Raw genomic sequence first — 13,056 nt, forward strand, 5'->3', positions numbered from 1 at the left:
ACGGATTGGGGAAGGGTGACGCGATTAACGTGACTTAAATATATTTTTAGATGGGTTTAATTAATATTTTCAGGCTATCTTAAGAGGTGTTGTTTTTCGAAATTTTAATAGGTTTAAGTTTTGAGGGTTATTATAGGTGAAATATATAGGATTGTTTTTTTGAATAATATAAAGCCTCCGTATAAAACGGAGGCATAAATTGTTAGCCAATACCTGCCGTTTGCAGCAGTACCAGGCTCATCCCCATCACTGACATTCCACACAGTACGCCGTAGCTGGGGTTATTGTTGGGATCGATCTCTTTCGCCAGCGGCATCAGTTCATCGACAGAGAGCGCGACCATAATCCCGGCTACGGCAGCCATAATCGCAGCCATCACGATCGGGGAGACGAGGCTACCGAGGATCAGCCACGCCAGCACGCCGCCGAGAATTTCAGCCATCCCGGATATACCCGCCCAAAAGACAGCCGTACGTTTTGAACCCGTTGCGGCATAAACGGGTCCGGCAACGGCAAGTCCTTCAGGAATATTGTGCAATGCCACGGCCAGCGCTACACCAAAACCCATTTCCAGGTTGCTGCTGGCCGTGACATAGGTGGCGATACCTTCCGGAAAGTTATGCAGGCTGATACCCAGCGTCAGCAGAATGGCCGTGCGTTTGATATTGCCCGGAATGGGGGTAACGCTTTTTTGCATTAAATCCTGCGGGTGCGCGTGAGGAAGAATACGGTCGAGCGCAAAATAACCCAGCAGGCCAATGATAAACATGCCATAGCCCAGAACAGGCGACATACCTTCGGTGTGAAGCGCGGCGGGCAGCATCTCCATCAGCGAGATAAGCAGCATGATCCCGGCGGCGAAACCCAGCGAGAAGGCCAGAAGGCGATTAGAGGGTTTTTGCCCGAGTACCCCGAGGAACGCACCGATAAAGGTCGCGGCACCCGCAAGTAAGGTCAAAATCAACGGTACTGACATGCATTCTCCTTAAGCGATATCTGACATTCAAATTTCCTGATGATGATCTTCACGGTTATCTGCGTTCATCTTCACCTGAATGCGCGTAATGTAGGCCCATCACATTGACACCTCCTCTAAGGATATCACCATGTCTTCTTCTCGTATGCCAGCACTGTTTTTAGGCCATGGCAGCCCAATGAACGTCCTGGAAGATAACGTCTATACCCGCGCCTGGCGTCAACTGGGTGAGACGTTACCGCGTCCGAAGGCAATTGTGGTGGTCTCTGCGCACTGGTTTACCCGGGGTACCGGCGTGACGGCCATGGAAGCGCCAAAAACGATTCATGATTTTGGCGGCTTTCCGCAGGCGCTGTATGACACGCATTATCCTGCGCCGGGCTCCCCTGAGCTGGCGCAGCGGCTGGTTGATCTGCTCGCCCCTGTTCCGGTTGCGCTGGACAAAGAAGCCTGGGGCTTTGACCACGGCTCATGGGGGGTGTTGATCAAAATGTATCCGGATGCCGATATTCCGATGGTGCAACTGAGTATCGACAGCACCAAACCGGCTACCTGGCACATGGAGATGGGGCGTAAGCTGGCTTCGCTTCGTGATGAGGGCATCATGCTGATTGCCAGTGGCAACGTGGTACACAATCTGCGTACGGTACGCTGGCACGGTGAAAATACGCCGTACCCCTGGGCAACAGCCTTTAATGACTATGTAAAAGACAACCTGACCTGGCAAGGGCCGGTCGAACGGCACCCTTTGGTGAACTATCTGGATCACGATGGCGGTTCGCTCTCTAACCCGACGCCGGAACACTTCTTGCCATTGCTGTATGTATTAGGCGCATGGGATGGTCAGGAGGTTATTACAATCCCGGTCGACGGCATTGAGATGGGGAGTTTGAGTATGCTGTCGGTGCAGGTGGGGTAAAAACATGTCGGGTGGCGGCTTCGCCTTACCCGACCTACATATTGAGCGTAGGCCCGGTAAGCGTAGCGCCACCGGGCAAGTCTTACTCGACGAAAATATGCGGGTAGAAACGCGACAGATCCTGCGTAATCAGCGCGCGATCTTCGCGAATGCCAATCCCGGCAGGCTGATCGTTAATAAGCCAGCTGCCGATCAGCGTATAGCTGTCGCCAAACTTCGGCAGTTGACAGAACGCCTGGACGATCATCCCTTCTTCACCGTACGGCCCTTCAACCGCTTCCAGCGTTTTACCGTTTTCGATAATCGAGACGTTTGCCCCTTCACGGGAGAAGATTGGCTTAACGACGTATTTCTCCATCGGTGGGAAATCATCTTCGGCAAAATAAGCAGGCAGCAGGTTCGGGTGATTCGGGAACATCTCCCACAGCATCGGCAGCAGGGCTTTATTGGAGATAATGCTCTTCCAGGCCGGTTCCAGCCAGCGCACGCCAGCGTCTTCCAGTTTGGTAGAGAACATTTCCCGCAGCATGTATTCCCACGGATAGAGCTTGAACAGGTTGCTGATCACCTGATCCTGCATGTCCGTAAACTGACCTTTTTCGCCTAAACCGATATCTTCGATATAGAGAAATTCCGTCGCCACTTCCGCTTCGGCTGCGCAGTCCTGCAAATACTGAACCGTACCGCGGTCTTCTTCAGTATCGCGGCAGCAGGCGAGATGCAGCAGGTTGAAACCGTGCTGTTCACGCAGTTCGACGAAACGCTCAATCAGCTTTTCCTGAAGGCTGTTGAACTGATCGCTGCCTTCCGGCAAGTTGCCGGCATTCGCCTGATCTTCCAGCCAGATCCACTGGAAGAACGCGGCTTCGTACAGGGAGGTTGGCGTATCTGCGTTGTTTTCTAAAAGCTTCGGTTCACCCACGCCATCCCATGCCAGATCGAGGCGAGAGTAGAGCGAAGGCTGGTTCGTTTTCCAGGACTGACGAACAAAGCTCCAGGTGTGCTTCGGAATGCGGAATTTGGTCATCAGCTCATCGCTGTCGATGACTTTCTCGACCACCTTCAGGCACATCTGGTGCAGCTCTGCGGTCACCTCTTCAAGCTTTTCGACCTGAGCGAGCGTGAGCTTATAGTAAGCATCTTCACACCAGTACGGCTCGCCGTACATGGTGTGAAAGTTGAAACCGTATTCGGTGGCTTTTTCGCGCCAGTCCGGGCGCTCGACAATACTGACTCGTTCCATGATCAGCCGCCCATTGAGCGAGTTGAGGAGCCGGTCGCACTACGCTGCATGGTGGTTTGTTTGGCAACAGACTCACCGAAGCCGCCACGGGTAATGGTGCTGGTGGTGGCTGGTTTCGGCGCCATCGCGGTTTTCGGTACGGTCATCGTACGGCCAGGCGTTGCAGCACCGTAACCCTTGCCGGTGGCATCGGTGTATTTACCGTAGGCCGGGCTGTTCGGGTTTTTGGAGCTAAACAGCGGCTGCTGCTGGTAGCCCGCACCGCCGCTCATCAAACGGCCCATCATATAACCCGCCATCAGCGGCATCCAGAAGCTGCCGCTGGACTGTGCCTGCGCCTGGTTTTCCGGTGCCATACCCGCCTGAGCAGGTGCCTGCTGGCACTGGCCTTCACCGAATTCGGCTACACAGTCTTCGCGTGAGGCATATTTCGGCGCGGTGCGTTCCGCTTCTTTCAGGGCGTTGTTATAGGCCGTCTTACACTCAGCGGCTTTACCGGTTGCGCTCGCGCAGTCGTCGGCGTTTTGATACAGCGAAACCGTTTCGTCGTTTTGCTCACAGCCTGCCAGCATAAAGACGGCGGTGACCGCCAGCGCGACAGGTGTCAGGTGGCGTGCGTTCCAGCTTTTGCGGAACGACGCGTGATTCATCGTTTTTGTCCGTTTCATATTTGTCTTCCAGGACCCAGTGGTAATAACGCTCAGGATAGAGGATGAGTGGTTGAAAATGAAGCGAAGAGGGGCGAAATCCGGGGGATCTTTACGTTGGCTTACGTTCAGGTGTGATTTTGCGCCGGGTGGCGCTGCGCTTACCCGGCCTACGATTCAGTAGGCCCGATAAGCGCAGCGCCATCGGGCAAGGCTTAATGACGGAACGGATTGGTGCCGCTGCTGGCCGGTGCGGTGCTACGCGCTGCCGCTGGCTGCGCAACCGGGGCGCTGCTGTTAGCGGTGAAATTATCCACGGCGGCATCCTGCTGTGGATTTTCCGGCGCGACGCTGTCAGGCGACGTGGAAACCGGTTTGCCCAGCGTGCTGTTCAGCATTTGCAGATCCTGCTCGTTCAGCGTACCCAGCGCCTGCTTGATGTTCAGTTGGTTGATCAGGTACTGGTAACGCGCACTGGAGAGCTGCTGTTTCGCGTTATACAGCGTGGTCGTTGCGTCTAACACGTCAACGATGGTACGCGTACCCACGGAGTAACCCGCTTCCATCGCGTCCAGAGAGCTTTGCGCAGAGACAACGGCCTGTTTGTAAGCGTTGATGCTGCTGATAGAAGCATTGACGTTATTAAAGGAAGAACGCACGGTCTGCACCACGTTGCGGTGCGCACTTTCCAGCTGCTCGCTGGCGCCCACAAAGTTGTACTGCGCCTGTTTCACCTGAGAGTTAACCATCCCGCCCTGGTACAGCGGCAGAGAGAAGCTGAGGCCCACTTTGTTCTGACCAACGTTGCTGTCGTCATAGGCCTGAGACGTTGTTTTAGACCCGCTGTAGCTGGTATCCGATACGCCGGTCGAGGCGCTCAGGCTCAGGGTTGGCAGGTGACCATCCTGTGCAAGGCGGATCTGCTCGCGTGCCAGGTCCTGGCTCAGGCGCGCCTGCAATAAGGTCAGGTTGCGGTTTTCCGCTTCTTTCAGCAGAGCATTAACCGCCTGCGGTTTGTCCGTCTTGAAGCTGTCCACGTTCAGAGAGGCCAGCTCAGGATAGTAGTTACCTGTGACCTGACGCAGTGCTTCCAGCGCGTTATCGAGGTTGTTACGTGCGGTCACTTCGTTAGCCAGTACGGTATCGTACTGTGAACGGGCGTTCTGCACGTCAGTGATCGCAACCAGACCCACATTAAAACGCTGGGTGGTTTGATCTAACTGACGGTAAATCGCCTGTTTCTGCGCTTCGGTATAGGAGAGCGCGTCAATCGCGCTCAGTACCTGGAAATAGGCGGTCGCGGTATTCAGGATCAGCGTCTGCTGATCGGTCTGATAGGTGACATCCTGAATGCCTGCACTCTTTTCCTGCAAACTCAGTTCACGCCATTTGGACATGTCGAACAGGGTTTGTGTAAGCTGTAAAGAGGCGCTGGTGGCATTCGAATCGATGCCATTGTTATCGCGAAAACCGTTAGTGTAGGTATAATCTGCACCTAAGCCTAACTGCGGCAGCAGTGGACTACGTGCTTCGTTAATCTTTTCAAACGCAGCATCACGATCGGCCGCTGATTTACGTAAATCAGGGTTGCCCAGACGTGCCTGCTGGTAGACCTGTAACAGGTTCTCTGCCTGGCTCATTGCACTGAAGCCCGTCAGGCTCAGGCCGATAAGGATGGGGAGCAATTTCTTCATTTGCATTCCTTGTTGTGAAGCAGTATTAGCGCTGATCTAATTAAAAATAATTGCCGATTCTAACAGAATCATCCACACCAAAAGGTTGGCGTAACGTGCCATCTGGCGGTAATTTGCTCCAATCTACCATATAGCCATACAAACGGCAGCCAAACAGCCTTGAAATTCACAATTTCATCACCATTGCTACCAGGACTCGACCGATGCAAAAACCAGAAAACGTGCCTGTCACCTTCGCCAAAAACGATGTAGAAATTATTGCACGAGAAACGCTTTATAGCGGTTTTTTTTCAATGGAACTTTACCGTTTCAGGCATCGTCTGTTTAACGGTGAGATGAGCGGTGAAATCAAACGCGAAATTTTTGAGCGCGGGCATGCGGCTGTGTTGCTACCCTATGACCCAGTGCGTGATGAAGTTGTGCTGGTCGAGCAGGTGCGTATTGCGGCTTATGATACCAGCGAAACGCCGTGGTTGCTGGAGATGGTGGCCGGGATGATCGAGGAGGGTGAGTCGGTCGAAGACGTCGCGCGTCGCGAGGCGCTGGAAGAGGCGGGCCTGGTGGTTGGCCGGACGAAGCCGGTGTTGAGCTACCTGGCAAGCCCGGGTGGGACAACGGAACGTTCATCTATTATGGTGGGCGAAGTGGACGCCAGGACAGCGGAAGGGATCCACGGTCTGGCAGATGAAAACGAAGATATTCGGGTTCATGTGGTGAGTCGGGAGCAGGCTTACCAGTGGGTAGAAGAGGGGAAAATCGACAACGCAGCGTCTGTCATCGCTCTGCAATGGCTACAGCTGCATTATCAGAAATTACGACACGAGTGGAAAAAATGAAGCGTTATACACCTGACTTCCCAGAAATGATGCGCCTGTGCGAAACCAATTTCGCCCAGCTGCGCCGCCTGCTGCCGCGAAACGACGCGCCCGGCGAAACGGTGAGCTATCAGGTGAGCAACGCGCAGTATCGGTTAACGATAACAGAATCAACGCGCTACACTACGCTGGTGGAGATTGAGCAAACGGCGCCGAGCATCAGCTACTGGAGCCTGCCGTCGATGACGGTACGTCTTTATCATGACGCGATGGTCGCTGAAGTGTGTTCAAGCCAGCAGATCTTTCGCTTTAAAGCGCGGTATGATTATCCGAATAAAAAGTTGCATCAACGCGACGAAAAGCATCAAATTAACCAGTTTTTAGCCGACTGGCTAAGATATTGTTTAGCACATGGAGCAATGGCGATTCCGGTTTGTTAGCGTCATAAACCTACCTAAGGACACCATTTGGAAAGCCTGTTGAACCTGACTGTTGCTGGTGGGGCGCCAGTCAGGATATTACAAATCACCGACACCCACCTTTTTGCCGAAAAGCATGAGACGCTTCTGGGCGTGAACACCTGGGAGAGTTATCAGGCGGTTCTTGACGCGATCCATGCTGAAAAGCGGCCATGCGATCTGATCGTCGCGACGGGCGATCTGGCGCAGGATCAATCCTCCGCAGCCTATCAGCACTTTGCTGAAGGGATTGCGAGCTTTAGCGTGCCTTGCGTCTGGCTGCCGGGCAATCACGATTTTCAGCCCGCGATGTACAGTTCGCTTCAGGATGCGGGGATTTCACCGGCAAAATGTGTCTTTGCGGGGGACCAGTGGCAAATTCTGCTCCTCGACAGTCAGGTGTTTGGCGTTCCGCACGGTGAGTTGAGCGACTATCAGCTTGACTGGCTGGAGACAAAACTGGCCGCCGAACCGAATCGCAATACGCTGCTGTTACTGCATCATCACCCGCTGCCGGCGGGCTGTAGCTGGCTCGATCAGCACAGCTTACGCAACTCTGCGGCGCTGGACGGCGTGCTGGCGAAATTCCCGCGCGTGAAAAATTTGCTGTGCGGGCACATTCACCAGGAACAGGATCTCGACTGGAATGGTCGCCGCCTGCTCGCGACGCCCTCTACCTGCGTGCAATTTAAGCCACACTGCGCCAACTTTACGCTGGATACCATCGCACCGGGCTGGCGCTGGCTGGAGCTGCATGCCGATGGCACGCTGACCACTGAAGTTTGCCGTCTGGCCGGGGCCGAATTCCGCCCGGATACCGCTTCGGAAGGCTATTGATGTCGACGCTTCTCTATCTGCATGGGTTTAACAGCTCACCGCGTTCGGCGAAAGCGACGCAGCTCCGCCAGTGGCTGAGCGCGCATCATCCCCACGTGGAGATGATTATTCCACAGCTGCCCCCTTATCCGGCGGATGCGGCAGAGATGCTGGAATCGATCGTGCTGGAACACGGCGGCGAATCGTTTGGCGTTGTCGGGTCGTCGCTCGGGGGCTACTACGCCACCTGGCTGTCGCAGTGCTTTATGTTGCCCGCTGTCGTCGTCAACCCGGCGGTCCGGCCATTTGAGCTGCTGAGGGACTTTCTTGGCGAAAACGAGAACCCCTACACCGGCCAACAATATGTGCTAGAGTCACGCCATATTTACGATCTCAAAGTTATGCAGGTCGACCCGCTTGAAGCGCCCGATCTTATCTGGCTGCTGCAACAGACGGGAGATGAAGTGCTGGATTACCGCCAGGCAGTGGCGTATTACGCATCCTGCCGCCAGACTGTAGAAGAGGGCGGTAACCATGCTTTCACGGGCTTTGAAGATCATTTCACCCAGATTGTCGATTTTCTTGGACTGCACAGCCACTGACAATCAATGCGAATTGCTAGCTTAAATCATGACGCAAACCTATAACGCTGATGCCATTGAGGTACTCACCGGGCTTGAGCCGGTTCGCCGCCGCCCGGGGATGTACACCGATACGACGCGCCCAAACCACCTGGGCCAGGAAGTAATTGATAACAGTGTGGACGAAGCGCTGGCAGGCCATGCCAAACGCGTGGACGTTATCCTGCACGCCGATCAGTCGCTGGAAGTCATCGACGACGGTCGCGGCATGCCGGTAGATATCCACCCGGAAGAGGGCGTTCCCGCCGTTGAGCTGATCCTCTGTCGTCTGCACGCGGGCGGTAAGTTCTCCAACAAAAACTACCAGTTCTCCGGCGGCTTGCACGGCGTGGGGATCTCCGTGGTTAACGCCCTGTCAAAGCGCGTGGAAGTGAACGTCCGTCGCGACGGCCAGGTGTATAACATCGCGTTTGAAAACGGCGAAAAAGTGCAGGATTTGCAGGTCGTCGGGACGTGCGGTAAACGCAACACCGGCACCAGCGTCCACTTCTGGCCTGACGAGAGCTTCTTCGACAGCCCACGCTTTTCTGTTTCCCGCCTGACGCACCTGCTGAAAGCCAAAGCGGTGCTGTGCCCGGGCGTGGAAATCACCTTTAAAGACCACGTTAATAATACCGAACAAACCTGGTGCTACGCCGATGGTCTGAACGACTACCTGTGCGAAGCGGTTAACGGCCTGCCAACCCTGCCGGAAAAACCGTTCGTCGGGAATTTCGAAGGCGATACTGAAGCGGTGGACTGGGCGCTGCTGTGGCTGCCGGAAGGCGGCGAGCTGCTGACGGAAAGCTATGTCAACCTGATCCCAACGCTGCTCGGCGGGACGCACGTCAACGGCCTGCGTCAGGGGCTGCTGGATGCGATGCGCGAGTTCTGTGAATACCGCAACATTCTGCCGCGCGGCGTGAAGCTTTCCGCAGAAGATATCTGGGACCGCTGCGCCTACGTGCTTTCCGTGAAGATGCAGGATCCGCAGTTTGCCGGTCAGACTAAAGAGCGCCTGTCGTCACGCCAGTGTGCGGCGTTCGTCTCCGGCGTGGTGAAAGATGCGTTTACCCTGTGGCTGAACCAGAACGTTCAGGCCGCAGAAATGCTGGCTGAAATGGCGATCTCCAGCGCCCAGCGTCGTCTGCGCGCGGCGAAGAAAGTGGTGCGTAAAAAGCTGACCAGCGGCCCTGCGCTGCCGGGCAAGCTGGCGGACTGTACCGCGCAGGATCTCAACCGCACCGAGCTGTTCCTGGTGGAAGGGGACTCGGCAGGCGGATCGGCCAAGCAGGCGCGCGATCGTGAATACCAGGCGATCATGCCCCTCAAGGGTAAGATCCTCAACACCTGGGAGGTCTCGTCTGATGAAGTGCTGGCCTCGCAGGAAGTCCACGATATCTCGGTCGCGATCGGCATCGATCCGGACAGCGACGATCTGAGCCAGCTGCGCTACGGCAAGATCTGTATCCTGGCGGATGCGGACTCCGATGGCCTGCACATCGCCACGCTGCTCTGTGCGCTGTTTGTGAAGCACTTCCGCGCGCTGGTGAAAAACGGTCATGTCCACGTGGCGCTGCCGCCGCTGTACCGTATCGACCTTGGCAAAGAAGTCTACTATGCGCTAACGGAAGAAGAGAAAGCGGGCGTGCTGGAACAGCTTAAGCGCAAGAAGGGCAAACCGAACGTTCAGCGCTTTAAAGGGTTGGGTGAGATGAACCCGATGCAGCTGCGTGAAACCACGCTGGATCCGAATACCCGCCGTCTGGTGCAGCTGACCATCAGCGATGAAGATGAACAGCAAACTAACGCCGTGATGGATATGCTGCTGGCCAAGAAACGTTCTGAAGACCGACGTAACTGGCTACAGGAGAAAGGCGACATGGCGGATATAGAGGCCTGATACCGAAAAAGCCCTGCGACGCAGGGCTTTTTTTTGCCCGGCGGCGCTACGCTTGCACGGGCCTACGGGATGAGTAGGCCGGGTAAGGCGCAGCCGCCACCCGGCAAAAAAGCCGCTCATCACGATGAATGGTTTTTCCGGTACTGCAACGGCGTCTCGCCAATCCCCTTTTTAAATGCACTGATAAACCACGTCACGTCGGAAAATCCCGCCTGTGCGGCAATGTCTCGCACGCTCGAATCCGTGTGGAGTAAACACTCGCACGCCTTACGCAACCTTAGCGTGTTCAGGTAGTCGTGAATTTTTTCGCCCGTTTCCGCATGGAATTTTCGCGATACGTAACTGCGCGATTTACCCAGCTCTGCGGCCAGCGCATCCAGACGAAATTTCTCCTGATAATGCTCGTCGAGCCAGAACATGACCTGGCTGGCGATCCCCTGGCTGTTGCCCGGCTCGCCGTCGCGATCGTCGGGCAGCATCGCGAACAGGCCGATCAGCAGGCTGGCGATGCTCTCGCCGTTCATCGGCGGTTTATAGCAGCTAAAGAGATGGTCGATATGGTGGTGACAGTGGGCTAAATCGGCAACCCACGCTTCGCCGCCACGGCGTGACAGCCGCTCCAGGCGCTGCCGGGTCTGGGGAAAATCCCGCAGGATCTTCAGCACCGCGTGCTGGTCGAGATGAATAATGGTGCGGCGGTAAATTGCCTCCGCCTGTTCGTCCACCATGACCTTATGCAGCGTAAAAGGCGGGAAGAAAAACAGTCGTCCGGGGCGCATGGTGTAGTGACGATTATCAACAATCGCCACGCCAAAGCCCTCTTCCACATAGAGGATCTCCAGACACTGATGCCAGTGATGGTAGCGCACCGTATTGGCAAACAGGCGGCTGAACGAGGCTACGGTATCGTTCAGGGTGATCAGTTCAAGAAGATCGGATGTCGGCGTGTCGCGCATAGTGCAATAAAACTCAACTTTTTCCCGTCTGACTGTCTTTATAAACCACCTTTTTAAATTTTCTCAACTGGAGGTTTATTCATCGTTCATGCCTGTGACATGGCTAACATTTCTGCACCTTGCGGATTCACTATGCTTTGCCGCAGTTGATTACGAGGGTGAACCGATGTGGGCGGCAAACATAGAAAAATCAAATCCGTTGTCTTCACGCCAGGAGGTAGTGGCGTCGTTGAATGCACTTTTACAGGCGCTGGACAGGCAATTTCCGGCGAACCGTTCACGATTCCCGCTGGGCGACACCTGCGCCCATTACACCGCGGATATTGCGCAGATGGAGGGACTTTCCCGCGCGCTGTGGGGACTGTTTCCGCTGATGGCGTCCGGCGAAAGCACGCCGTTCAGCGAGAAGTACCTTACTGCCATTAAGCTGGGTACCGACCCGCAAAGCAGCGGCTACTGGGGTGAAACCGGCCCGTACGATCAGCGTCTGGTGGAGATGGCGGCCTACGGTCTGGGGCTCGCTCTGCTGGGGGATAAACTCACCGCGCACTTTACCGGGCGCGAGGTGATGAACCTGCACGCGTGGCTCAACCAAATCACCGATGCGCAGATGCCGGACAGCAACTGGAACTATTTTGCCATTATGGTTCAGCTCGGCTTTAAGCGCGCCGGCCTGCCGTACGATCGGGCCGCCATTGACCACCGCTTTGCGCTGATGGACGCCTACTACCTCGGCGACGGCTGGTATTCCGACGGTCCCGGCCGCCCGAAAGATTACTACATCTCCATGGCTTTCCATTTCTACGGCCTGATTTATGCCACCCTGAGTGACGACGAGGCGAGGGCGAAGGTGCTGCGCGAGCGCTCGCGTCTGTTCGCGGAAGACTTTATCTACTGGTCCGCCGCCGATGGCGCCTCGGTGCCGTTTGGCCGCAGCCTGACCTACCGTTTTGCTATGGTCGCCTTCTGGAGCGCGGTGGCCTTTTCTCAACTGGACGTCTTCACCCCGGGCATCGTGAAGGGCATTGTGCTGCGGCATCTGCGCTGGTGGCAGCAGCAGTCGATTGTCGATCGCGATGGTATTCTTACCCTGGGGTATGCGTATCCGAACCTGGCGATGTGCGAGGATTACAACTCCCCCGGTTCACCGTACTGGGCGCTGAAAACCTATCTGATCCTGGCGCTGCCGGAAGCACACCCGTTCTGGCAGGCGGAAGAACAACCGCTGCCCGCACTTGCTGAAAAACATGTGATTCCGCATGCGCAGCAGATCCTGATGCATTCGAAAGATTCGCAGCACGTCGTCATGCTCACCGCCGGTCAGCTGGAGCTGAACAACTACGTCAACACCGAAGCGAAATACACCAAGTTTGCCTACTCCAGCCGCTTCGGATTCACCCTTGAGCGCGGGCGTTTTGGCCTGAAGCATGCCGCCTGCGATTCCATGCTGCTGCTGGCGGACGGAGATGACTATTTCCGCGGTCGTCGCGAGTGCGAAGAGGTTCGGGTGGATGAAAATTACCTTTTCTCGCGCTGGTCGCCGTGGCGCGACGTGCAGATTGCGACCTGGCAGATCCCGTTCGGGGAGTGGCACCTGCGCCTGCACCGTATCAACAGCGCGCGCGCTCTGCAAACCGTCGAGGGCGGCTTTGCGGTGATGAAAACCGCCCACCAGGTGCGCGATCGCGGCTGTTATCTGATGGCTGAAAACGGCAGCAGCGTCATTGTCGATCTTTCGCCGACCATTCAGCGCCAGCCAGACAGCATCGTCACGCCGCCGAACAGCAGCATTATGTTTGCGGAGTGCGCCTCCATTCCGCTGTTAAAAGCCGACCTCCCGCAAGGGGAAAGCTGGCTCTGTTGCGCCGTTCTGGCTGGCGGAAAACAGCCTGCTGCTGCGACGCCGCAGCTGAATATAACCCATAACCAGGTCGTGATTAGCGAACCCGGAAGCGAACGTAAGCTGTCGTTCACATTATAAAAATCTGGCCCTACACCCCGGCGAGGAT

At 55.8% G+C, this 13,056-nt stretch carries 12 protein-coding genes; 7 read left to right on the plus strand and 5 right to left on the minus strand.

Translation table 11 applies throughout. The features are described 5' to 3' along the window. Window positions 1-202: 202 nt before the first annotated feature. Window positions 203-976 carry a zinc transporter ZupT gene (gene zupT, locus RHN82_RS12995; RefSeq protein WP_015571892.1) on the minus strand — a complete coding sequence of 258 codons (774 nt, stop codon included), beginning with the start codon at window positions 974-976 and terminating at the stop codon, window positions 203-205. Between the two features lie 130 nt (window positions 977-1,106). Between zupT and ygiD the strand changes: the two genes are divergently transcribed. Next, entirely contained in the window at window positions 1,107-1,895 is a 789-nt protein-coding gene (gene ygiD, locus RHN82_RS13000) for a 4,5-DOPA dioxygenase extradiol (RefSeq protein ID WP_047051994.1), read from the plus strand. Between the two features lie 82 nt (window positions 1,896-1,977). Here ygiD and RHN82_RS13005 read toward each other — a convergent pair whose 3' ends face one another. From RHN82_RS13005 to tolC, 3 genes are all read right to left on the minus strand, one after another. Continuing rightward, window positions 1,978-3,138, minus strand: a complete 1,161-nt coding sequence (locus RHN82_RS13005; RefSeq protein WP_045911492.1) for a glutathionylspermidine synthase family protein — start codon at window positions 3,136-3,138, stop codon at window positions 1,978-1,980. A 2-nt stretch (window positions 3,139-3,140) separates the two neighbouring features. Continuing rightward, window positions 3,141-3,806: a DUF1190 family protein gene (locus RHN82_RS13010; protein ID WP_047051997.1), complete on the minus strand. Its 666-nt coding sequence runs from the start codon at window positions 3,804-3,806 to the stop codon at window positions 3,141-3,143. Window positions 3,807-4,000: 194 nt separating this feature from the next. After that, window positions 4,001-5,479 carry an outer membrane channel protein TolC gene (gene tolC, locus RHN82_RS13015; protein WP_047051998.1) on the minus strand — a complete coding sequence of 493 codons (1,479 nt, stop codon included), beginning with the start codon at window positions 5,477-5,479 and terminating at the stop codon, window positions 4,001-4,003. A 203-nt stretch (window positions 5,480-5,682) separates the two neighbouring features. On the opposite strand from tolC, the gene nudF reads away from it, so the two are divergent. Genes nudF through parE form a run of 5 tightly spaced genes read left to right on the plus strand, consistent with a single transcriptional unit; the run spans window position 5,683 to window position 10,091 of the window. Beyond that, complete coding sequence (nudF, locus tag RHN82_RS13020; RefSeq protein WP_047052000.1) at window positions 5,683-6,315, plus strand: ADP-ribose diphosphatase; 633 nt, start codon at window positions 5,683-5,685, stop codon at window positions 6,313-6,315. Beyond that, the gene (locus tag RHN82_RS13025; RefSeq protein ID WP_003862516.1) at window positions 6,312-6,734 is read left to right on the plus strand and encodes a DUF1249 family protein; all 423 of its coding nucleotides are present in this window, start codon (window positions 6,312-6,314) and stop codon (window positions 6,732-6,734) included. The genes nudF and RHN82_RS13025 overlap by 4 nt, the downstream gene beginning before the upstream one ends. Before the next feature lie 27 nt (window positions 6,735-6,761). Further along, window positions 6,762-7,589, plus strand: a complete 828-nt coding sequence (gene cpdA / locus RHN82_RS13030) for a 3',5'-cyclic-AMP phosphodiesterase (RefSeq protein ID WP_047052002.1) — start codon at window positions 6,762-6,764, stop codon at window positions 7,587-7,589. Next, on the plus strand, window positions 7,589-8,170 hold the full coding sequence (gene yqiA / locus RHN82_RS13035; protein ID WP_003862514.1) for an esterase YqiA: 582 nt from the start codon (window positions 7,589-7,591) through the stop codon (window positions 8,168-8,170). The genes cpdA and yqiA overlap by 1 nt, the downstream gene beginning before the upstream one ends. 28 nt (window positions 8,171-8,198) lie before the next feature. Then, window positions 8,199-10,091 carry a DNA topoisomerase IV subunit B gene (parE, locus tag RHN82_RS13040; RefSeq protein WP_047052004.1) on the plus strand — a complete coding sequence of 631 codons (1,893 nt, stop codon included), beginning with the start codon at window positions 8,199-8,201 and terminating at the stop codon, window positions 10,089-10,091. A 119-nt stretch (window positions 10,092-10,210) separates the two neighbouring features. Here the strand turns inward: parE and RHN82_RS13045 are convergent, their stop codons facing one another. Continuing rightward, a complete protein-coding gene (locus RHN82_RS13045) occupies window positions 10,211-11,047 on the minus strand; it encodes an AraC family transcriptional regulator (RefSeq protein ID WP_048982795.1) in 837 nt (278 codons plus the stop codon). 166 nt (window positions 11,048-11,213) lie between these two features. Here RHN82_RS13045 and RHN82_RS13050 point away from each other — a divergent pair, with 166 nt between their 5' ends. Continuing rightward, window positions 11,214-13,028: a DUF2264 domain-containing protein gene (locus RHN82_RS13050; RefSeq protein ID WP_047052009.1), complete on the plus strand. Its 1,815-nt coding sequence runs from the start codon at window positions 11,214-11,216 to the stop codon at window positions 13,026-13,028. Window positions 13,029-13,056 lie beyond the last annotated feature (28 nt).

The organism is Enterobacter cloacae complex sp. EB5 (assembly GCF_031432835.1).
GTDB classification, from domain to species: Bacteria; Pseudomonadota; Gammaproteobacteria; order Enterobacterales; family Enterobacteriaceae; genus Enterobacter; species Enterobacter hormaechei_C.

Excerpts from the sequence above, each read along its gene's own strand:
- zupT (WP_015571892.1), bottom strand. The coding sequence starts at position 976 with ATGTCAGTACCGTTGATTTTGACCTTACTTGCGGGTGCCGCGACCTTT.
- yqiA (WP_003862514.1), top strand. The coding sequence starts at position 7,589 with ATGTCGACGCTTCTCTATCTGCATGGGTTTAACAGCTCACCGCGTTCG.
- nudF (WP_047052000.1), top strand. The coding sequence starts at position 5,683 with ATGCAAAAACCAGAAAACGTGCCTGTCACCTTCGCCAAAAACGATGTA.
- RHN82_RS13010 (WP_047051997.1), bottom strand. The coding sequence starts at position 3,806 with ATGAAACGGACAAAAACGATGAATCACGCGTCGTTCCGCAAAAGCTGG.
- tolC (WP_047051998.1), bottom strand. The coding sequence starts at position 5,479 with ATGAAGAAATTGCTCCCCATCCTTATCGGCCTGAGCCTGACGGGCTTC.
- RHN82_RS13005 (WP_045911492.1), bottom strand. The coding sequence starts at position 3,138 with ATGGAACGAGTCAGTATTGTCGAGCGCCCGGACTGGCGCGAAAAAGCC.
- RHN82_RS13050 (WP_047052009.1), top strand. The coding sequence starts at position 11,214 with ATGTGGGCGGCAAACATAGAAAAATCAAATCCGTTGTCTTCACGCCAG.
- RHN82_RS13045 (WP_048982795.1), bottom strand. The coding sequence starts at position 11,047 with ATGCGCGACACGCCGACATCCGATCTTCTTGAACTGATCACCCTGAAC.
- RHN82_RS13025 (WP_003862516.1), top strand. The coding sequence starts at position 6,312 with ATGAAGCGTTATACACCTGACTTCCCAGAAATGATGCGCCTGTGCGAA.
- parE (WP_047052004.1), top strand. The coding sequence starts at position 8,199 with ATGACGCAAACCTATAACGCTGATGCCATTGAGGTACTCACCGGGCTT.
- ygiD (WP_047051994.1), top strand. The coding sequence starts at position 1,107 with ATGTCTTCTTCTCGTATGCCAGCACTGTTTTTAGGCCATGGCAGCCCA.